This window comes from Neobacillus solisequens, assembly GCF_051233465.1.
Taxonomy (GTDB): Bacteria; Bacillota; Bacilli; order Bacillales; family Cytobacillaceae; genus Neobacillus.
The window spans coordinates 40239-60988 of the sequence record NZ_JBKFGJ010000009.1; the positions used below are offsets into that span (position 1 = coordinate 40239).

Here is a 20750-nt window from a genome sequence, read left to right on the forward strand (position 1 = left end):
CATCCTGTCACTTTTTCTATTCATGCTAACCAGCTAAAGCACGATAATCCCATGCAAGAACCCAATACGGCCCCAGCCAGAACATCTGAGGGGTAATGAAGACCTAAATATATTCTGGAAATGCCAACCCCGATGGCCAGAGGTATAAGAACAAACGAAAGAAATGGAGCAAAGATGATGAATGGCAGGACTATAGAAAATATGGCTGTAGTATGTCCGGATGGGAAAGAATGGTCCGTTAATGGATTTTCTGGGAATCTTGTATTGGATATTAGTAAATAAGGCCTTTTTCTGGGGAATGCTAATTTACATAATTGTACGGGAATATGGCTGATTGAAAGGGCTAGAGTGCTAGAAAATGCAGTCACTTTCATTTCGTTTGTGGAAAAAGCGATTAGAATCAATGCAGTTGCAATTGAAAAGTATACTCCACCCAAGTTGGTAATGGTGCGAAAGAATAGGTTTAAGTATTTTCGATCAAAATGGCGATTGATTAGCTGAAAGATACGACAATCAGCTGCGTAAAAAAACTCCATCCATCTCATTGATTTGTCCCCAATACAAAATGATTTTCTATGATGCTATTTGGCAGGTTTTTAAGGTTTATTGGTGGTCTGCCAATTGAAATATAAATAATCGAATGTTTCTCTATTTCTTTTAAAGAAAAACAATTCCTGCCATCAATAATAATAGGGTTACACATATACGATTCATAATCGGCTAATGGAAGATGTTTTATTTGATCCCACTCCGTTGCAATAATGGCTAATTCCGCACCCAGCAGGGCATAGCGGATATTTGTTTCATATTCGATTGTTTTTCCAAATATTTTTATGGCATTGGGAATGGCAACGGGGTCATACGTAGTCACACTGGCTCCTTCATCCAATAACTCCTGAATGATTTTTAAAGATGCCGCTTCTCTCATATCATCCGTTCCGGGCTTATAAGAAAGTCCAAGCACTGAAACTCTTTTCCCGTTTAAACTTCCAATTGTCATTTTTGCCTTTTGAACAGCCAATGATTGCTGCTTGTTATTGACTTTGATCACGGAGTTCAAAATTTCAAATTGGTAATCCAAATTGGCTGCTAAATGAACAAGAGCTTTTGTATCCTTTGGAAAGCATGAACCGCCATAGCCAAAGCCAGCCTTAAGAAATTGGGGGCCAATCCGGCAATCCTTCCCGATTCCTTTGGCAACATCCTCGATCGTTGCCCCCACTTTTTCACAGATATGGGCGATTTCATTTATAAAGGTAATTTTTGTGGCTAGGAATGCATTGGAAGCATACTTAATCATTTCTGCACTTCTTACATCTGTTTTAAAGATTGGAATATTTAATGGCTGATAGATTTGTTCTAAGACTGTGACCTCTTCAGGATGTTCCGTACCGATAACAATGCGGTCAGCGTGAAAGAAATCATGAATGGCAGTACCTTCACGAAGAAATTCCGGATTTGAGACCACCTCCGCTTGGATCGATGGAGGTTTATTACATTCAATAATTTGTTTAATTTTATCATTCGTTCCTACAGGTACTGTGCTCTTTGTGCAAATTACCACATCGTTTTGGAGGTGATCGGTCATAGTACAGACAGCAGTATAAAGGTATTCGAGGTTGACCGAACCATCTGGATGTTCAGGAGTCCCAACTGCAATAAAGATGACTTCGGCATTAGAATAGGCATAGTCAGGATTTGTGGTGAAATGGAGATGACCGGAATGCAGTTTTTTTTCTAATAAAGAATGAAGGCCAGGTTCGAAAATGGGAGGACGCCCCTTTCGAAGCATACTAATTTTTTCCTCTTCAATGTCAATGCATGTTACGTTATGGCCTAATTCAGCTAAGCAAGCACTTGTTACCAACCCTACGTAACCTGCCCCTGCAACTGTAATCTGCATCCAATCCCTCCCAAATGGTTTGTTTACTTTATTGTATTAGATTAAGTGGCGATTTTTCATAAAGAACATGTAAAGTATTTAAAGAGTTTGTATAGGACTACTATTTAAAGAGTAAAGCCGGTTTAAGGATCAATAAACCGGCTTTACTACAAGGTTAAATTGTTTATGCTTCTAATTTGTATCCAATTCCGCGAACGGTTTTGAAATAAATGGGTGCCCCGCTATCCTCTTCTATTTTGGTTCTTAGATGGGAGATATGTACATCTACAATTCTTGTACCACAGGAATAATCATCTTTCCATACTGCATTCAGCAATTGCTCGCGGGTTAGGACACGCCCCCTATTTTGTGCCATGAAGGCAAGTAATTCGAATTCCTTTAAAGTCAAGTCCAGTAGTTTTCCATGGTGATAGGCCTCAAATTTCTTAGGGTAAATCATTAACCCATTCATTTTAATATGAGTTTCGTATTCAATGCCTGCCAAATGTTTGACCTGGGACCTTCTTAGGATTGCTTTCACCCTGGCAATTACTTCCCTGGGGCTAAAGGGTTTTACCATATAATCATCCGCACCTAATTCAAGACCGAGGATTCTATCTAGTTCATGATCTTTGGCGGTAAGCATAATAATGGGAGTCATAATCTTTTCTTGTCGCAACTGTTTGCACACTTCCAGTCCAACTAATTCCGGTAGCATCAAATCCAAAATAATTAGGTCGGGCGATTCAGTAAACGCAAGATGTTTTCCCTCTTTACCATTGGATGCTGAAATGACATGAAAACCTGCCTGTGCCAGATTATACTCTAGCAAGGTAACGATTGACTTTTCATCATCGACAATGAGTATGTTATTTTTCATAGTATCCCTCGTAAGCCAAGTATCCTTCTCCTTCCTTCTTTGTAAACCAAAAGATAGATTATTTTGATGATTGTGTGTCATTTAATAGTTTATTAAACAATCGTTAACGGTTTATAAAGCTAATGTTAAGAATTGTAAAGAGGTAGATTTTTCAAAAAATAAGTATGGAGGGCTTTCTTATTTTTACGATGAAAGAAAAGAATATAAAGAGAATCTTGTATTCTAGGAAATTAAAATTTGGAAGAATTAGAGTTTTTACAAAACATTTACATATAATTCATTCACAATTAATACTTTTCATTTATATTCATTTCTGTAAGGTAAACAAAATTCATGATAGGAAACTAGACAAATTGGAGGAAATAAGACAAATGAGACGATTAAAAAACTTAAGCCTGTTTACATTACTTGCAGCATTCATGGTGCTGATTGCTGCATGCGGTGGTCAAAACACCACTAGTGAAAAAAAGGATCATTCAAGCAATGAAACGACTAAAACGGAAGAAAAGAAGGAATTATCAGGCACTTTAGTTATTTCCGGCTCTTCTGCAATGCAGCCATTAGTGGCGGCGGCCGCTGAGGAATTTATGACTGAAAATCCAAAGGTTGATATTCAAGTAAATGCAGGAGGATCAGGTACTGGCTTATCTCAGGTTGCCGAAGGATCCGTTCAAATTGGTAACTCCGATGTATTCGCGGAAGAAAAAGAAGGAATTCCGGCAGACCAGTTAGTTGATCATAAAGTAGCGGTTGTAGGTATGACAGCGGCTGTTAATCCTAAAGTTGGCATTAAAGATATTAAAAAAGAAGATCTGATTAAAGTTTTCACAGGTAAAATCACAAACTGGAAAGAGCTTGGCGGAAAAGACCAAAAAATCGTTCTAGTTAATCGCCCTGATTCTTCAGGAACCCGTGCAGTATTTAATAAATTTGCGCTTGATGGCGCAACGCCTGCTGAAGGTATTACAGAAGATTCATCCAATACAGTTAAAAAGATCATTAATGAAACGGACGGTGCAATTGGTTATCTTGCATTCTCTTATTTCACTGATAATACGGTAACACCACTTGCCATAGACGGAGTAGAGCCAACTGCAGAAAACGTACAAACTGGCAAATTCCCAGTTTGGGCGTATGAGCACTCCTATACTAAGGGAGAGCCAACAGATCTTGCCAAAGAGTTCCTTGACTTCATGATGTCAGATGATATCCAAAATAATCTATTAAAAGAACAAGGTTATCTTCCTGTAACAAAAATGGAAGTTGAAAGAGATGCGAAAGGAAATCAAAAAAATAAATAATTATTCACTTTAATAATGAAGAACCTGCAAACAATCATGCAGGTTCTTTTTATCCTCATCTTTTTTTATTTTTTTATGGGAGGATTTTGACTATCTATAAGAAAAGGTAGGGAATTTCCCTCATCTGCTTGTTCATAGAATTGATTCTGTATTTGGTTATTTGCTACTTCTGCCTCCGAACTTAACTGTGGAGAAACCCTTTCACTATCATTTTTTGACTTTCTATTTAAAAAATAATTTGCCTCCTCTGTTGATTGATTTTGTTTTTTTTCTTCCTTCATTATGTTCCCTCACTTATTTTCCATTTTTTATTACATTAAACAAAAAGGCACCTCTTCATACTTAATAATTGTTCAAAAAGTTAACAAATAAATTCACTAATTGAGGGAATGTTAGGAGTAAAACTAACAATCACTTTCTCTGGGGGTATTTAGGAATGACTAAGTTAAAAAAATTAAGTTTATTAATAGCAATTATGACACTAATGGTATTTGCAGCTGCCTGTGGTGGAGCATCTAAAGATAAAAATGAAGGAACTGAAAATAAAGGCGGAAAAGAACTTTCAGGTTCATTGGTCGTTTCCGGATCATCTGCCATGCAGCCACTTGTAGCAGCTGCTGCAGAAGAATTTATGGCTGATAATCCCAATGTCGACATTCAAGTAAATGCAGGGGGATCTGGAACTGGATTATCCCAAGTTGCGGAAGGATCTGTTCAAATCGGTAATTCAGATGTATTTGCAGAGGAAAAAGAAGGAATTGCAGCGGATCAATTAGTTGACCATAAAGTAGCGGTTGTAGGGATCACTGCAGCAGTTAACCCTAAGGTAGGAATTAAAGATATCTCAAAAGACGATCTTATTAAAGTGTTCACAGGAAAAATTACAAACTGGAAAGAGCTAGGAGGAAAGGATCAAAAAATTGTCCTTGTAAATCGTCCAGATGCTTCAGGTACACGTGCTGTATTTAACAAATTTGGTCTTGATGGGGCCACACCAGCTGAAGGGATCACTGAGGATTCATCCAACACCGTTAAAAAAATTGTGAATGAAACAGAAGGTGCTGTTGGTTACTTGGCGTTTTCTTATTTCACAGATGATAAGGTAACCCCGCTGTCTATTGAGGGAGTTGAACCTACAGATGAAAACGTACAAACAGGAAAGTTCCCAATCTGGGCATACGAACACTCCTATACAAAAGGTGAACCAAGTGGTGTGGCAAAGGCATTTTTAGACTATTTAATGTCTAACGATGTTCAAAACACTTTATTAAAGGAACAAGGTTACCTGCCTGTTACAAAAATGAAAGTGGAACGCGATGCCAAAGGGAATCAAACGAGTAAATAATTGAGAATATAAATGCTGAAGGGGTAAATGTGAGTGCACATTTACCCTTATGACGTCATTTAGGGGTGTTTGGTGCAATATGGAAAAAACAATACCTGCAAAAGATCGATTATTAAAATCAGGGAGAAGCAGGATAGATGGGGAAGTAAGAGGTAAGATCCTAGTCATTTCTTGTGCCGTCATCATGATTTCTGCCACGATTGCCATCACAATCTTTTTGGGAACAAAAGGTCTGCAAGCTTTTATCAAAAATGGAGTCAGTCTAATTGAGTTTTTAACCAGTAAGACATGGAATCCTACGAATCAGGCGAAGCCTGAATATGGAACGTTGCCATTTATTTTTGGCTCTTTTGCGGTCACATTTCTTTCAGCCCTAGTAGCAGCGCCTTTAGGGGTTGGAGGAGCCATCTTTATGACAGAAATAGCACCTTCATGGGGTAGAAAAGTATTGCAGCCCGTCATTGAGCTATTAGTGGGCATTCCTTCTGTAGTTTACGGTTTTATTGGGCTTACGGTATTAGTCCCCTTTATAAGGGATCATGTTGGCGGTCTGGGGTTTAGTCTGCTTTCCGGTACTATTGTTCTATCCATTATGATTTTGCCAACCATTACAACCATCGCAACAGATGCTATGAGTTCATTGTCAAAAGCTTTGAGAGAAGGGTCTTATGCTTTAGGTGCCACTCGTTGGCAAACAATTCGAAAAGTACTGATACCGGCAGCAATGCCAACATTGTTAACTGCTATAGTTCTGGGAATGGCAAGAGCCTTTGGAGAAGCCTTGGCAGTTCAAATGGTAATTGGAAATGTGAAGGACTTGCCTTCTAGTTTATTGGATGCCTCTGCAACCTTAACAACAATTATTACGTTAAATATGGGCCATACCACCTATGGCAGTGTGGAAAATAATACTCTATGGTCGATGGGATTAATGTTATTAATCATGTCGTTCGCATTTATTCTCCTCATTCGTTATTTATCATCAAGGAGGAAGATGTAAATGAATACCAAAACGGCCGATCGCTTGGCTACTGGTGTTTTTTATGTAATCGCATTGATTATCATTTCGATTCTCGTCGGGTTGTTTTACTATATATTGGTAAATGGACTGAAATACATATCTTTTGACTTTTTAACTTCTCCTTCAAGTAATGTAAGAGCAGGTGGAGGAATTCGGGATCAATTATTTAATTCGCTCTATGTTCTCTTCATTACTATGTTGATAGCCATTCCACTTGGTTTAGGTGGAGGAATTTACATGGCCGAATATGCTAAACCAGGGAAAGTTACAGATATTATTCGATCCTGTATTGAAGTTTTAGCGTCACTCCCTTCCATTGTGATTGGGATGTTTGGTTTATTAATGTTTGTTAATTTGACAGGTTGGGGATATACGATTCTGGGAGGTGCCTTGGCACTTACTGTATTCAATTTGCCAGTGATCGTTCGTGTAAGTGAGGATGCCATTCGTTCTGTTCCGAGGGAATTGAAAGAAGCCAGTCTTGGGCTAGGGATTACCCATTGGCATACAATTAAGAAGGTTATTGTCCCAAGTGCCTTTCCAACTATTTTAACAGGTATCATCCTTGCTTCCGGTCGTGTTTTCGGTGAGGCCGCTGCATTATTATTTACGGCTGGATTATCAACACCAAGACTTGATTATGCAAACTGGAATCCATTTTCTGCAACCTCCCCATTAAATATTTTTCGCCCTGCGGAAACATTGGCAGTACATATATGGTCAGTCAATACACAAGGTCTAATTCCTGATGTGGAAGAGGTATCTAGCGGTTCTGCAGCAGTATTGGTACTATCCGTTTTAATTTTTAATTTATTGGCAAGGTGGATAGGAAGTCTAATTCATCGAAAAATCACGGCATCTAAGTAAAGCAGGTGAAAAAATTGGTAACAGCATTAACTGAAAAACCCAAGGAAACGAAAATGGATAAAAAAAATAATGTGCTTGATGTCAAAAATTTAGAAATATTTTATGGAGAAAAAAGAGCTGTCAATGGCATCTCAATGGAAATCGACAAAAATTCAGTTACTGCCCTAATCGGTCCGTCCGGTTGTGGGAAGTCGACATTTCTGCGTAGCGTTAACAGGATGAATGACCTGATCCCTGGAGCAAGGGCAGAAGGGGAAATCATTTATGAGGACCTCAATATTTTATCTAATCAAATTGATGTTGTTGCATTGAGAAAAGAAATCGGAATGGTGTTTCAGAAACCCAATCCATTTCCAAAGTCGATATATGAAAATATTACACATGCCCTAAAGTTTTCCGGAATCAGAAAGAAACGTGAGCTGGACGAAATTGTCGAGGCGAGCCTTCGAAAGGCCGCTTTGTGGGATGAAGTAAAGGATCGTCTTCATAAATCGGCATTATCACTCTCAGGAGGACAACAGCAGCGCCTATGCATTGCAAGAACCATTGCTATGAAACCCACTGTTATGCTCCTTGATGAACCGTCATCGGCATTGGATCCCATCTCCAATTCAAAAGTGGAAGATTTAATAGTGGAATTGAAAAAAGATTATTCTATTGTTATCGTAACTCACAATATGCAGCAAGCATCGAGAATTTCAGATAAAACCGCCTTCTTTTTAAGTGGAGATTTGATTGAATATGATTTGACCGAAAAAATATTTACAAATCCTTCAGTAAAAAAGACGGAAGAGTATATTTCCGGAAGGTTTGGATAGGGGGAAAAGTATGTCTATAACGGTATCCAGGCAGGTATTTCAAATAAATGATTTGAATTTATGGTATGGAGAGCACCATGCATTAAAAAAAATCAATTTCCCAATTAACAAAAAAGAAGTTACTGCCATTATTGGACCTTCAGGCTGTGGTAAATCAACCTTCATCAAAACGCTAAATTTAATGATTAATTATGTCCCAAATGTAAAAATGACGGGAGAAATTAATTATAATGGACAAAATATATTAAATGAAAAAATGGACCTGGTGGAATTACGAAAAAATGTAGGAATGGTCTTTCAAAAGGGAAATCCATTTCCCCAATCCATTTTTGATAATGTGGCATACGGACCAAGAGTTCATGGAATTAAAAGGAAAACACATCTTGAAGATATTGTTACGAAATCCTTAATGGATGTAGCTTTATGGGATGAAGTAAAGGACCGTTTACATGCACCTGCTCTTGGTTTATCAGGGGGGCAACAGCAGCGATTATGTATTGCCAGAGCACTCGCCACGAAACCTGATGTTTTGCTAATGGATGAGCCTACCTCTGCTTTAGATCCTATTTCTACATTAAAAATAGAGGAATTGATTTTACAGCTAAAAGAAAAATATACGATCGTGATTGTAACGCATAATATGCAGCAGGCATCAAGGGTATCGGATCAAACTGCGTTCTTTTTAATGGGGGAATTAATTGAGTTGGATGAAACTTCAATGATTTTTTCAAATCCAGCTGATGAACGTACGGAAGGATATATTACAGGAAGATTTGGATAAGAGGGGTGACGACAACCATGAATACAAGATCACATTTCGATCAAAATTTAAAGGAACTAAAAGATTTGCTTATGGAAATGGCAAGAATATCGGAAAATGCCATAAAGGAAAGTATCAATACTCTCATTCATCAAGATATTGAAAAGGCAGAAGAAATTATAAAGAATGATACAGAAATCGATGTGCTGGAACATGAAATTAACGATAAAGCGATTATACTCATTGCCAAGGAATCACCTGTTGCAAGGGACCTTCGAAAAATAATAGTTGCTCTAAAAATCTCCTCAGAGGTCGAGCGAATTGCCGACAATGCTGTTAATATTGCAAAATCCACTTTGCATATTGGATTAGAAAAACATATTAAAGAAATTATTGATATACCTAAGATGATGGACATGGCGTTGGACATGTTAAGCAATTCTTTAACAGCATTTTTAACAGAAGATGCCGAACTTGCTAAGAAATGTGCAAAGAAAGATGACCAGGTTGATGAGATGTACGGAAAACTAATCCGCGAGCTTATGGGATATATACAGCAATATCCGGATAAAATGAATCAAATTACGCAGCTATCATTTGTATGTAGGTATATCGAAAGAGTAGCGGATCATTCAACAAACATTGCTGAGCATGTCATATATCTTGTGACAGGAGAACGTATTGATTTAAACGCATAATAAAAGTATGTTTCACCCTATTATGATTTTGAAATTTTTTTTCTGCACCCAAATTGAGTATCCAAGCAATCTGGATGCAGATTTTTTTTACTATGTATTGGCATTCATCCATAAATTATTTCTTAAATATAACACCCCTTTAGTGTTGCAAGTATGTAAATTACTAATAGTATTGGCTCCGCCTACGCCATATACCATGATAGCCACGCATGCTATCCCCGCTATATATATCATAATTGGAAAATATTAATAAATTTCTAATGGGGTATTAAGACTATGTAAATAAAAGTTTAATTCTTCTAGGACAGCGTTAAAATTTACTAAGAATTTTCAATCGGTTTACATGATTTTAATATTTGTAAATTATGCTTAATTTGTAGCTGATTTTAAATAAAGAGGTGCCACTTATGTACAGCCATATAACCAGCCAGTCACACTCTTCATTTGGTAAAAAAACATTTTTTTCATACTTTAAGTACTTCAATAACAGAGTAAAGAAGGACTTCTTCCATTATAAGAGACTTAGAGAATTACATTCTATTATGAATAACTATGCTTTAGATACATTTTTTCAACCCGTTCTTTGCTTGAAAACAGGGAAGACCATTGGTTTTGAGGTATTAAATCGCCCAGCAGTTACTCGTTTATTTCCGGACACGGAATGTTTTTATGAATTTGTTGGACAATCCAATCAAGTATTCCTATTTGAATGTTTCTGTAGAAATCTATCTCTTAAACGGTTTATCGATCAATTTAAACGTCTTGCTTGGCAAGAACCAACATTGATTTTTATTAATATTCACCCTCTTGTTTTACTAGATTCTAATTATCAAAGTGGAGAAACACTGGAACTTTTAACGGAGCTAGGCATTGCACCTCAACAGGTCGTTTTCGAATTAACAGAGAAAAGTGCAGTTACCGACTTCGCTCTTTTTGAAAAAGTACTTTCCCATTATCGTTCACAGGGGTATCGAATAGCGATTGATGACGTAGGTTCCGGATACAACAGTTTAAAAACCCTGGTGTATTTAAAGCCTGAATTTATCAAACTTGATAAATCACTGATCCAAAATATCGATCAAAATGTTGAACAACAGCAATTGGTGAAGTTAATAGTGGAATATGCAAAACAATCCTCCACAGAAATTATCGCAGAAGGGATTGAGAGGACTGAGGATCTAGCATTTATTTATGAACAAGGAGTCCATTTTGGACAAGGCTATGCTTTAGGAAGACCGCACAAAGAAGTACGTCCAGGGGAAATCCCGTTTGAAAAAACGGTCATGGATAGTGAGAATTATCGTGCATTACAAGAAAAAATGGCGATCGGGGGAGCATAACATTGAGGTTGTCTGTCAAACGAAAATTGTTTATTTCTTTACTGTCAGTTGCTATCATTCCATTACTAATTTTGAGTTCTATCTTGTACTATAAAACAAATCTTGGCTTTAAATCCATTCTCACAAATAGCCAGAATTCAACAAAAGAATCAGTTAGCGATCAGTTAGATCATTTATCAGAAGAGCTTCTTCAATTGACCATTTATTATGCCGGTAATAAGGAGCTTATAGAAGCATTTAGAACTGGGGATCGCGAAACGATTGCTCAGACCGTTCAGCCGATATTTGAAAGATTAAAAAAAGAACAAAAACTGGACGTATTTGAATTTGGTGATGTAAATGGTGTAGTGTTTTATCGAGCCCATAATCCACAAAAATTTGGTGATGATAAAAGTGATAAGCCTGCGATTCAAGAAACGATTAAAGGGAAGGAAATGGCTGGTTTCGAGTCTGGGAACAGTGGTCTAGCCGTTCGTGCGTTCGTCCCACTCGTTTATGAAAATAAAATAATAGGAACTTTACAAACAGGTATAGATAGTTCCGCAATCACCTACATAACTAAAACGCTCAAAGACGTAAACATTAATATAATGGATCCTGAAGGCCAGATTTTAATTTCTACTGATGATTCTAAGATCGGAACAAGGTTTAAAGATAATAGGATTATCAATAAAGTGAAAGCTGGCAAAGAAATGACCAGGGAACATGACCATCAATATGAAGTGTATATGCCTCTATTAGATCCCACTAAACAAGAGGTTATTGGAATAACACAAATTAAACAAGATGTAAGTATTGTCAAGACAATTAATAGCCAAATATTTCTTTATCTGTTAATCGGTGGCATCATAACCATCGTTATGGTTGTCATAACTGCTTTCTTTTTAAGCAAAAGTTTTTCCACTCCCATAAAACAGATAAGAGACTTTATGGAGCACATTTCTAAAGGCAATCTCGAATATAAATTCAAGGGGAAAAATAGAAACGACGAATTTGGACAATTATTTTTTTCAATAAAAAATACACAGGCCAGTTTAAAAGAAATGATAGAAAATATTTCGGAGCATTCCCAAGTAGTAAAAAATCAATCACTTTTTATGAAAGAATCTTGTGCAGAAATCCATATTTCCAGCAACCAGGTAGCTTCTACTATGCAGGAGTTATCATCCGGGGTGGAGCAACAGGCACACTTGACGACTGAATTGGCTAAGCAAGTGAATCATTTTTCAAAGCGAATAAACCTTGTAAATGAAAATGGGACATTAATACAGGAATCTTTCTATGATATTTCGAACGTAACTGAAATTGGAAATGAGCGGATGAATAAATCTATAGACCAAATGAATAAGATCTATGATATTGTGAGTGTCTCTATTGAAAAAGTTAAAAGTTTGGATGATGAGTCTAAAAAAATAGCCAACCTCATTAATGTGGTTCATAACATTGCGGATCAAACGAATCTATTGGCATTAAATGCTGCAATTGAGGCGGCCAGAGCGGGGGAACATGGAAAGGGATTTGCCGTTGTTGCTAATGAAGTAAGGAAGCTTGCCGAACAAGTATCACTTTCCGTAGGAGAGATTACAAGTATTGTAAATGGCATTCAGAATGTCTCTAAGAATGTGGCTGAATCATTAACATTAGGATATCAACAGGTGGGAGAAGGAACGATTCAAATTAAAGAGACGGGTGAGACATTCGAAAATATTAACAAAGCTGTTGTTAATATGGCAGAAAAAATCGAGCAAGTCTCAAAAAATTTAACAGAAATTGTGTATGGCAGCAATGAAATTAACAAGTCTATTGAGTACATTGCTACTATATCGCAGGAATCTGCAGCCGGCATAGAAGAAACATCAGCGGCTGTTCAACAAACCAGTAGCTCTATCGAGAGATTATCTTCAAATGCGGACTCTTTAGAAATTCAATCAGATGAATTGGGATTATTGGTAGGAAGGTTTCGGCTGTAAACCCCTTTTTTAAGATGAAAATCAATAATAGTTTTGAGTCTTCTTGAAAAAATCCATTTACACTATCTAGACATTGGAGTAATATTATGACAGTTTCAAATTTCTAAATCGCTGAAACCAATAGGTACGGGGGAACCATTTTAGTGGGTTGCTACTAAACTCAAGGGGTGAATCCTTTTTTGGTAGGGCTACTCAAGGTCCGAATCCGACAGCTAACCTCGTAAGCGTATATGAGAAGGAAGGTGGAGCTTGTGACATTACAAAAATGGTGTGTCTACGGGTCTATTTAAATCTGACTTGTAGGCAAATTTTTTTATTTTTGAGTAATTACTGATAGCATGGGTAAATTAAACCATAATTAATTTTTGGCGGTGAATAACTTGTTTGGGGTTATAAAAAGATTTTTAATTGGCCGACCTTTGAAATCTCATGAGCTAGGCGAACAGAAACTAAACAAAACGAAAGCATTAGCAATCCTTTCATCTGATGCTTTGTCGTCAGTGGCATATGGTCCTGAACAAATTTTAATTGTATTAGTTACTATCAGTACTGCAGCATTTTGGTATTCCATTCCTATTGCAGTAGGTGTGTTAATTCTTTTATCAGCCTTGATACTGTCCTATAGGCAAATCATCTTTGCTTACCCTCATGGAGGTGGGGCCTATGTGGTTTCAAAAAGCAATCTGGGGGTAAATCCAGGCTTGATAGCTGGAGGGTCCCTATTGGTGGACTACATCCTGACAGTTGCTGTAAGTGTGTCTGCTGGGACCGATGCTATAACATCTGCGTTTCCGACTTTACATGGCTATAATGTAGGAATCGCAATTACGTTTGTCATTTTAATAACAATATTGAATCTGAGAGGGGTAACGGAGTCTGCTTCAATATTAGCATACCCGGTTTACTTATTCGTCTTAGCGTTATTTATATTGATTGCTGTTGGTTTATATAACATTGTAACCGGAGGGGTTTCGCCACAATTACACACCCCAATCGGTACCCCTGTAACGGGGATCAGTTTGTTTATTCTATTAAGGGCGTTTGCTTCCGGGAGTTCCGCTTTAACAGGAGTTGAAGCTATTTCTAATGCTATACCTAATTTTAAAGACCCAGCTCCTAATAATGCAGCTAAAACATTAATGGCAATGGGAGCGTTACTTGCCATTCTATTTTCAGGAATTGTATTTTTAGCCTATTATTATGGGATTTCTCCAAGTGAAAAAGTAACTGTCGTATCCCAAATTGCTGAAGAGACTTTCGGTCGGAATTTCATTTATTTCTTTATTCAAGGAACCACAGCCTTGATATTAGTTCTTGCTGCGAACACTGGATATTCCGCTTTCCCGTTGTTGGCAGTTAATCTTGCTAAGGATAAGTTTATACCTAGAATGTTTCTTATGAGAGGGGATCGATTAGGGTATTCAAATGGCATCATTATACTTGGCATTGCTTCTATCCTTTTAATTTTAACTTTTCATGCTAAAACAGAACATCTTATCCCGCTTTACGCAGTTGGGGTGTTTCTTCCATTTACTTTGTCTCAGTCAGGCATGATGGTTAAATGGCTGCGAGAGAAGCCTCAAGGGTGGGTACCTAAATTTATCATTAATACAACAGGTACCCTAATAAGCCTTATTGTTACATTAATGTTCTTAATAACAAAATTCTCACAGGTTTGGTCTATTTTAATCTTTCTACCTATCATTGTGTTCTTCTTTCATCGAATTAAAAAGCATTATGACGCTGTTGGAGACCAATTAAGTCTTAAAACGTGTAAACCACCTTTGACCATTGAAGGTAATGTTTTGATAGTGCCTGTCGCTGGCATGACTCATGTTGTAGAGAATACCTTAAATTATGTTAAATCTTTATCGCCTGATCAAATCATTGCGGTGTATGTTGCCTTTGAAAGAGACGACGAAAAGAAGTTCGAAGAAAAATGGAAGAAATGGCAACCAGATGTAAGGCTGGTGACATTGCACTCTCATTATAGAAGTATCATCAGTCCACTTACTAAATTTGTTGATACTGTAGAGCATAAAGCCAAAGAAGGGAATTATCGGGTAACAGTTGTCATTCCGCAATTTATTCCTAAAAAGGGGTGGCACAATATTCTTCACAACCAATCAAGCCTTCTTATTCGATCCTTCTTACTTTATCGAAGAGACGTGATTGTAACAACTGTGCCTTATCATTTAATAAAATAATAAATATGGGCCCAGGTATAAATAAGGGATCCATTAGAGAAGGAGGCTACTAAATTGGTAGCCTCCCTTAAATATGTCTCATAAATAGTATCTTTTGTCCGAGATAGATCTTACCAGAGGATGAACATCTTCTTTAAACTGTATGGAAGATAAAATACTCTTTATTGTACTATCTAATTTTCAGACTCCTGAGTTTTTAAAATAACTAATCACAACGTTTTGTTATTATATAGAAAAAATCAGCGTGCTCAAAAAAAGTCAGCCCATTAATGAATAGGCTGACTTACACTTTCCTTTTTATCAAAATAATGATCTATTATTCGGTCCAGTTTTTCCAAATCTTTCGAAGCAATATCTCCGATATGGTTTTTCAAAGAATCAATGGTTGTTTTTACAAGGAATTTCCGTGGCTTTTTGGAATGAAGCATTTCTTCCAGAATAAAATCCAACAGTTCAACATATTTTAGTAGGTCTTTATCGTCGCTTAATCGATTTTTCAATGCTAAAACACAAGTGTAGAGTTGTTTCTTAAAAGCGTATTCCGAATAATGGCAATCCGGCAGCCATTTTTCCAGAATGGCCGGGTCTAATAATCGGTCCCCGGCTTCCCCAATTTCTTCGACCATTTTTATCAATCGTTGCACCGTATAACGGATCACTATCCGAATATTGCCATTTGATTCATTCGCTAAAAAATGAAAATGGATATTATGATGCAGCATTCCAACAAACATAATGGCACAATCCAATAAATAGGGCTGTTTTTGCTCCCCGAATAGGTCTAACAAGCGGTTATAGGTCCAACGAATATGCAAAATTTGCGTTTGTTTTAAAAATTGTTTTAAGGCAGGGTCGTTGGAAACAAATACCTCTTCAAAAAGAGTTAACAATTTATTGCGATGATTAAAGGCCATTTGCAGTTCAATTTGTTGAATAAAGATTTCAATATCGGCAGGGTCATGTCCAATGAGTAGGGCATTTCTTTCCTCATCAATTTTTTTCCGCAATGAAGTAAAAATGGCAATCAGCAATTCATTTTTGGAAGAAAAGTAATTGTAGAATGTACCCTTGGAAATTCCGCTAAAATCGATAATATCTAAAATCGAAGTGGCCTGGAAGCCTTTTTCGATAAACAATTGATGGGCTTTATTAATTACGTGCTGTTTTCGGTCATTCATTTTTTTCACCTGAAATCCTTACTAGACTGACTGTACAATAATTAGTATACTGCATTTTTAAATCTAGTACAATTCCAGTAAAAAATTGATATTTTTTGATTGCAAAATTTGAACCGCCGGTATATGATAGTATCTATCCAAAACAAAGGTCTAAAAAAATGGACCGTCAGTTTAGTGGGAGGAATTATAATGGATACTACTTTAAAACAAAATCGCCCTCCTTATGGAATCATCGCAATATTGATGATCGGGGCGTTTATTTCGATGTTAAATGAAACATTATTAAATGTGGCCTTGCCATCCATCATGAAAGATTTGGATGTTGGTGCTTCAACAGTCCAATGGCTGGCAACTGGATACATGCTCGTAAACGGGGTCATGATCCCGGCAACCGCGTTTTTAATTCAGAAATATTCAGTAAGAGGGTTATTCCTTACCGCAATTAGTTTGTTTACGGTTGGAACGATCATTGCCGGCTTTGCCCATGTTTTTCCGTTATTATTAACAGCACGAATGATTCAGGCGTCAGGTTCTGCCATCATGATGCCGTTACTGATGAACGTGATGTTAACCAGCTTTCCACCTGAAAAACGGGGAGCAGCGATGGGGCTGTTCGGTCTGGTATTCATCTTTGCACCAGCAGTTGGACCAACGCTTTCAGGTTATTTAATTGAACATAATAGCTGGAGAATTTTATTCCATCTTGTATCGCCATTGGCTGCAATTATTCTTGTGATTAGTATTTTCTTATTAAAAGATAAGAAGGAAAAAGTAGACATTCGACTTGATAAGTTGTCGTTAGTATTATCTAGTATTGCGTTCGGCGGTTTATTATATGGCTTCAGCTCTGCCGGCGATAAAGGCTGGGACAGCCCAGCGGTATATGCAACGATTACTGCCGGAGCGATCAGTTTGGTTATGTTTATTGTTCGCCAAAATAAACTTGAAAAGCCGATGCTTAATTTTAAAATTTATAAGTACCCAATGTTCGCCTTATCTTCAGCCATTTCGATTGTGATTTCGATGGCAATGTTTTCAGCGATGCTGTTAATGCCGATTTATCTGCAGACTATCCGTGGAATATCACCATTAAAATCTGGTTTATTAATGCTTCCCGGCTCCTTATTAATGGGAATTATGAGCCCTATTACCGGAAAATTATTTGATAAGTTTGGCGGCAGAGTTTTAGCAGTCATCGGCTTATCCATTACAACCTTTACAACTTACTTATTCAGTAAATTAACATTAGATACGACATATACACATTTGATTTTGCTCTATTCCGCTCGGATGTTTGGGATGTCGATGGTAATGATGCCAGTTATGACAAACGGGTTAAATCAGTTGCCTGCCCGTTTCTATCCACATGGTACCGCGATGAACAACACCTTGCAGCAGGTTTCCGGAGCGATTGGATCGGCATTGCTGGTAACTATTATGTCAAACCGGACGAAGACACATGCTACGGATCTCGCTGCAGATGCCATGAAACACTTGACAGGGCAGCCGAGTCCAGAAATGCTTGCAACAATGAAGCAGCAAATTGCCATGAAGGCTATGCTCGAAGGGATCAATGATTCTTTCCTTGTGTCGGTTGGGATTGCCAGTATCGCGCTTGTTCTGGCCTTCTTTATCAAACGTGCCAAACAAGCCGAAGATCCAGCTGAGAAGATGAATGCAGGGAATCCGGTTGTTAATAAGCTTGCAGAAAATTGAATCGATAAAACACACAGTGGATGCTGTGTGTTTTTTTATACATTGAATTGTATTCCAAAAAAAGGGAAACTTGGCACGGAAATTGCTTCTTTACTAATTGAAACAAAACCTGAATAGGAGGCTGAAACAAGATGGAACATATAAACATTCGCAAGGCAACCAAGAAAGATATCCCTCAACTTCTGGAATTAATGGATCAATACATCGTTGACTTCTATCATTGCCCTCGTCCAAAAGGACAATCGGTTGAAAACTTGGTCCAACATTTACTGGAAAATCCTTACGAAGGGATACAGTTTGTTGCAGAAACGGAGTCAAATCACCTTGTTGGTTTTGCTACACTTTATTTTACGTTCAATACCCTTGAAGCAAAACGGATGGCAATACTTTATGATTTATTTGTTTCACCAGAAACAAGGGGAGGGAAAATAGGGGAAAGGCTGATGCAGACTTGTATTTCCTATATCAGAGAGCATGACTATTCCCATATGATCTGGGAAACCGCACATGACAATTATCCCGCCCAGGCTTTGTATGATAAATTGGGAGCAAAAAAGGCCGTTTGGCTTAACTATGAAATCAGCTAAGTGTTATGTATAGCTGAATAAATTATTCAAAACCTCATAAAAAAAATATCTCCGGGCCAGTACATACCAGTCCGGAGAATTCTTTTATAGTTTAAATTTATGAATTAATCCTTTTAAGTCTTGAGCCATTTTGTCCAAATAGCCGGAGGATGCTGCGATTTCCTTCATGGCCGAGAGTTGCTCATTGGAAGAATAGGCCACGTTTCTGGAAGAATTGGCGGAGCCCTTTGCTATTTCTGCGACTTCTGTAATGGATGAGGCGACTTTTTCCGTGCTGGCCTCCATCTGTGGTGTTATTGACGCCAACTCTTGGGTTAGGCGGGTTACATCCTTGGTGGCCGAAAGGATATTTTCAAAGACTTCACCGACGTTTTCAATTTGATTTAATCCCTCATGGACCTCCGAGTTCACCTTATTCATTGACTGAACGGATGAGGCGGAGTCACGCTGAATGACGGAAACGAGTTCCGATACCTGTTTAGCTGAAACAGCGGATTGCTCCGCTAATTTTCTTACCTCATCAGCTACTACAGCAAATCCCCGGCCATGCTCACCTGCCCGTGCTGCTTCAATAGCCGCATTTAAGGCAAGTAAATTTGTTTGGTCAGCAATATTAGAAATGAGCAAGGCAATTTGCCCAATTTCTTGAGATCGGTCGGTAAGTTGGTTTACGATTAAGGACGATTCATTAAAAGAAACACTGATATTTTGCATTTGTTGGATGGCCTTTTGAATCGATTGATTTCCTGATACTACTTCCTTCTCCGTTTCGGTAGAATTGACCGAAATATGAGAAACAGTGTCAGCAATATTTTGTATGCCTACAGCCATTTGTTTGACGGCACTGGAGGAGTCAAGCGTCCCTTGCAGTTGAACGTCTGAACCGCCAGCCACTTCCTGAATAGCAGCCGCAATCTGATTGGTAGCCTTTGTTGTCTCCTCGGAACTAGCCGAAAGCTGTTCTGCAGAGGAAGCGACCTGTTCTATTGCTTGTGCCACTTCCTTGATCAAATTTCTGAAATTTTCAATCATGATATTCATGGCATTACCCAATTTTCCTATCTCATCACTGCGCTTGGAAATTTTGTGATCCACTTCACACGACAGAACCCCCTTGGAAACCTCTCCGGAAATGGAAACTATACTCTTAACAGGTTTTATCATAAACCGATAAATCACAAAGGAAAGCAATATTAAAATAACGAGCATTATTGCTGCTATTATTAAGTTGACGTTGATAAGTTCTGCCTTGACCTTTGTACTTTCCGCTTGTTTTTCATTGATGTGTAAAATTGCCAAGGGTTCTCCAGAAAAAGACTTTAATGAAGTTGTATACTCAGCATATTCAGTTGATTTCTCAGAGTTTGTTTGAAAGTCTTCCAAGTCTCGTTGCTGATCCAGATTGTTTTGGTACTTAGTAAGTTGTTCTTGCTTTATTAGTTTCGTTGTTGAAAGCATGCTGCCATCTTTGGATAGAATCGCAATATCGTCATGAAGTGTTTCTTTAATCTCCGCTAAAGCTTTTTCATCGAGCAGTCTACCATAAATCAGGATGCCGGATGGCTGTTCGGATCCATCTGCATTTGTAATGTAAGATGCTGCAAAAACAGCTAGCCCTTTGGAGGTGTTTACTAAACCTGAAAGCTTATTATTTTGCGTCATTTTGCTAATGATTTCTTTTTCAGCTAATGTTCCACTGAACTCTTTAACATCCCCTGCCTGGGATAATACGTTGCCTTTTAAATCTGCTGTTGCGATAAAAGAAATCCCTTTAGCGGGGCCTAAATCAGAATTTATATTATCGACAATCCAATTAACATTCTTTTGTTCCACAGCGACATGATAGTCTTCCCAATGAGAGTTCCCATTAGCCAGCCCAAGTAGGTCAATCCCCATTTGTTGAATTAGATTTGCTGTTGCTTGATTGGAAATCTTTACCCGTTCTTTTTCCATTTGGGTAAGATCTTTATTTATTTCCGAAAATAAGTAGAAGCCTGCTAGTGTAATCGGTAAAACTAATAATATAACAAAAAATAAAATCATTTTTACAAGTAAAGAATTTTTGCCCATCACCAATTTGTCCTCCATAAGTACTATATTTTTATATAATAATACATTATACAATAATTAAATCTTTTGTATATATCTGTCGAAATTGTGAAACTTTTGTAAAAAAAGAA

18 protein-coding genes and 1 riboswitch are annotated in these 20750 nt (G+C 37.6%); of the genes, 12 read left to right on the forward strand and 6 right to left on the reverse strand.

The window, feature by feature from the left end:
- Positions 1-20: 20 nt before the first annotated feature.
- From ACI3K6_RS09460 to ACI3K6_RS09470, 3 genes are all read right to left on the reverse strand, one after another.
- The gene (locus tag ACI3K6_RS09460) at positions 21-545 is read right to left on the reverse strand and encodes a phosphatase PAP2 family protein (RefSeq protein ID WP_435554619.1); all 525 of its coding nucleotides are present in this window, start codon (positions 543-545) and stop codon (positions 21-23) included.
- Positions 542-1903, reverse strand: a complete 1362-nt coding sequence (locus tag ACI3K6_RS09465; protein WP_335477373.1) for a UDP-glucose dehydrogenase family protein — start codon at positions 1901-1903, stop codon at positions 542-544. The genes ACI3K6_RS09460 and ACI3K6_RS09465 overlap by 4 nt, the downstream gene beginning before the upstream one ends.
- 163 nt (positions 1904-2066) lie before the next feature.
- A complete protein-coding gene (locus ACI3K6_RS09470) occupies positions 2067-2762 on the reverse strand; it encodes a response regulator transcription factor (RefSeq protein WP_435554620.1) in 696 nt (231 codons plus the stop codon).
- Between the two features lie 371 nt (positions 2763-3133).
- Here ACI3K6_RS09470 and ACI3K6_RS09475 point away from each other — a divergent pair, with 371 nt between their 5' ends.
- Complete coding sequence (locus ACI3K6_RS09475) at positions 3134-4063, forward strand: phosphate ABC transporter substrate-binding protein (protein WP_435554621.1); 930 nt, start codon at positions 3134-3136, stop codon at positions 4061-4063.
- A 65-nt stretch (positions 4064-4128) separates the two neighbouring features.
- Here ACI3K6_RS09475 and ACI3K6_RS09480 read toward each other — a convergent pair whose 3' ends face one another.
- Positions 4129-4344 (reverse strand): hypothetical protein, encoded by a 216-nt coding sequence (locus ACI3K6_RS09480; protein ID WP_435554622.1) that lies wholly within the window; start codon positions 4342-4344, stop codon positions 4129-4131.
- Between the two features lie 155 nt (positions 4345-4499).
- Between ACI3K6_RS09480 and ACI3K6_RS09485 the strand changes: the two genes are divergently transcribed.
- From ACI3K6_RS09485 to ACI3K6_RS09525, 9 genes are all read left to right on the forward strand, one after another.
- Positions 4500-5408, forward strand: coding sequence for a phosphate ABC transporter substrate-binding protein (locus ACI3K6_RS09485; protein ID WP_435554623.1), 909 nt, complete (start codon positions 4500-4502; stop codon positions 5406-5408).
- 79 nt (positions 5409-5487) lie between these two features.
- Complete coding sequence (gene pstC, locus ACI3K6_RS09490) at positions 5488-6408, forward strand: phosphate ABC transporter permease subunit PstC (RefSeq protein ID WP_435554624.1); 921 nt, start codon at positions 5488-5490, stop codon at positions 6406-6408.
- Positions 6409-7296 (forward strand): phosphate ABC transporter permease PstA, encoded by an 888-nt coding sequence (gene pstA, locus ACI3K6_RS09495; RefSeq protein WP_435554625.1) that lies wholly within the window; start codon positions 6409-6411, stop codon positions 7294-7296.
- 53 nt (positions 7297-7349) lie between these two features.
- Positions 7350-8114: a phosphate ABC transporter ATP-binding protein PstB gene (gene pstB / locus ACI3K6_RS09500; RefSeq protein ID WP_435554805.1), complete on the forward strand. Its 765-nt coding sequence runs from the start codon at positions 7350-7352 to the stop codon at positions 8112-8114.
- Positions 8115-8124: 10 nt separating this feature from the next.
- Positions 8125-8895, forward strand: a complete 771-nt coding sequence (gene pstB, locus ACI3K6_RS09505; RefSeq protein WP_435554626.1) for a phosphate ABC transporter ATP-binding protein PstB — start codon at positions 8125-8127, stop codon at positions 8893-8895.
- A 17-nt stretch (positions 8896-8912) separates the two neighbouring features.
- Positions 8913-9572 (forward strand): phosphate signaling complex protein PhoU, encoded by a 660-nt coding sequence (phoU, locus tag ACI3K6_RS09510; RefSeq protein ID WP_435554627.1) that lies wholly within the window; start codon positions 8913-8915, stop codon positions 9570-9572.
- A gap of 407 nt (positions 9573-9979) precedes the next feature.
- Entirely contained in the window at positions 9980-10912 is a 933-nt protein-coding gene (locus ACI3K6_RS09515) for an EAL domain-containing protein (RefSeq protein ID WP_435554628.1), read from the forward strand.
- A gap of 2 nt (positions 10913-10914) precedes the next feature.
- Complete coding sequence (locus tag ACI3K6_RS09520; protein WP_435554629.1) at positions 10915-12882, forward strand: methyl-accepting chemotaxis protein; 1968 nt, start codon at positions 10915-10917, stop codon at positions 12880-12882.
- A gap of 99 nt (positions 12883-12981) precedes the next feature.
- A riboswitch (cyclic di-AMP (ydaO/yuaA leader) is annotated at positions 12982-13124 on the forward strand.
- A 138-nt stretch (positions 13125-13262) separates the two neighbouring features.
- The gene (locus ACI3K6_RS09525; protein WP_435554630.1) at positions 13263-15089 is read left to right on the forward strand and encodes an APC family permease; all 1827 of its coding nucleotides are present in this window, start codon (positions 13263-13265) and stop codon (positions 15087-15089) included.
- 266 nt (positions 15090-15355) lie between these two features.
- Here the strand turns inward: ACI3K6_RS09525 and ACI3K6_RS09530 are convergent, their stop codons facing one another.
- Positions 15356-16267 (reverse strand): TetR/AcrR family transcriptional regulator, encoded by a 912-nt coding sequence (locus ACI3K6_RS09530; RefSeq protein WP_435554631.1) that lies wholly within the window; start codon positions 16265-16267, stop codon positions 15356-15358.
- Positions 16268-16456: 189 nt separating this feature from the next.
- Between ACI3K6_RS09530 and ACI3K6_RS09535 the strand changes: the two genes are divergently transcribed.
- Together ACI3K6_RS09535 and ACI3K6_RS09540 are read left to right on the forward strand one after the other, a co-directional pair.
- Complete coding sequence (locus ACI3K6_RS09535; protein ID WP_435554632.1) at positions 16457-17983, forward strand: DHA2 family efflux MFS transporter permease subunit; 1527 nt, start codon at positions 16457-16459, stop codon at positions 17981-17983.
- Positions 17984-18114: 131 nt separating this feature from the next.
- Complete coding sequence (locus ACI3K6_RS09540; protein ID WP_435554633.1) at positions 18115-18570, forward strand: GNAT family N-acetyltransferase; 456 nt, start codon at positions 18115-18117, stop codon at positions 18568-18570.
- Between the two features lie 84 nt (positions 18571-18654).
- Here ACI3K6_RS09540 and ACI3K6_RS09545 read toward each other — a convergent pair whose 3' ends face one another.
- On the reverse strand, positions 18655-20640 hold the full coding sequence (locus ACI3K6_RS09545; RefSeq protein ID WP_435554634.1) for a methyl-accepting chemotaxis protein: 1986 nt from the start codon (positions 20638-20640) through the stop codon (positions 18655-18657).
- Positions 20641-20750 lie beyond the last annotated feature (110 nt).

What these genes read in the sequence shown, in the direction of transcription:
- ACI3K6_RS09460 (WP_435554619.1), bottom strand. Translation starts at nt 545, where the DNA reads ATGAGATGGATGGAGTTTTTTTACGCAGCTGATTGTCGTATCTTTCAG.
- ACI3K6_RS09465 (WP_335477373.1), bottom strand. Translation starts at nt 1,903, where the DNA reads ATGCAGATTACAGTTGCAGGGGCAGGTTACGTAGGGTTGGTAACAAGT.
- ACI3K6_RS09470 (WP_435554620.1), bottom strand. Translation starts at nt 2,762, where the DNA reads ATGAAAAATAACATACTCATTGTCGATGATGAAAAGTCAATCGTTACC.
- ACI3K6_RS09475 (WP_435554621.1), top strand. Translation starts at nt 3,134, where the DNA reads ATGAGACGATTAAAAAACTTAAGCCTGTTTACATTACTTGCAGCATTC.
- ACI3K6_RS09480 (WP_435554622.1), bottom strand. Translation starts at nt 4,344, where the DNA reads ATGAAGGAAGAAAAAAAACAAAATCAATCAACAGAGGAGGCAAATTAT.
- ACI3K6_RS09485 (WP_435554623.1), top strand. Translation starts at nt 4,500, where the DNA reads ATGACTAAGTTAAAAAAATTAAGTTTATTAATAGCAATTATGACACTA.
- pstC (WP_435554624.1), top strand. Translation starts at nt 5,488, where the DNA reads ATGGAAAAAACAATACCTGCAAAAGATCGATTATTAAAATCAGGGAGA.
- pstA (WP_435554625.1), top strand. Translation starts at nt 6,409, where the DNA reads ATGAATACCAAAACGGCCGATCGCTTGGCTACTGGTGTTTTTTATGTA.
- pstB (WP_435554805.1), top strand. Translation starts at nt 7,350, where the DNA reads ATGGATAAAAAAAATAATGTGCTTGATGTCAAAAATTTAGAAATATTT.
- pstB (WP_435554626.1), top strand. Translation starts at nt 8,125, where the DNA reads ATGTCTATAACGGTATCCAGGCAGGTATTTCAAATAAATGATTTGAAT.
- phoU (WP_435554627.1), top strand. Translation starts at nt 8,913, where the DNA reads ATGAATACAAGATCACATTTCGATCAAAATTTAAAGGAACTAAAAGAT.
- ACI3K6_RS09515 (WP_435554628.1), top strand. Translation starts at nt 9,980, where the DNA reads ATGTACAGCCATATAACCAGCCAGTCACACTCTTCATTTGGTAAAAAA.
- ACI3K6_RS09530 (WP_435554631.1), bottom strand. Translation starts at nt 16,267, where the DNA reads ATGAATGACCGAAAACAGCACGTAATTAATAAAGCCCATCAATTGTTT.
- ACI3K6_RS09535 (WP_435554632.1), top strand. Translation starts at nt 16,457, where the DNA reads ATGGATACTACTTTAAAACAAAATCGCCCTCCTTATGGAATCATCGCA.
- ACI3K6_RS09540 (WP_435554633.1), top strand. Translation starts at nt 18,115, where the DNA reads ATGGAACATATAAACATTCGCAAGGCAACCAAGAAAGATATCCCTCAA.
- ACI3K6_RS09545 (WP_435554634.1), bottom strand. Translation starts at nt 20,640, where the DNA reads ATGGGCAAAAATTCTTTACTTGTAAAAATGATTTTATTTTTTGTTATA.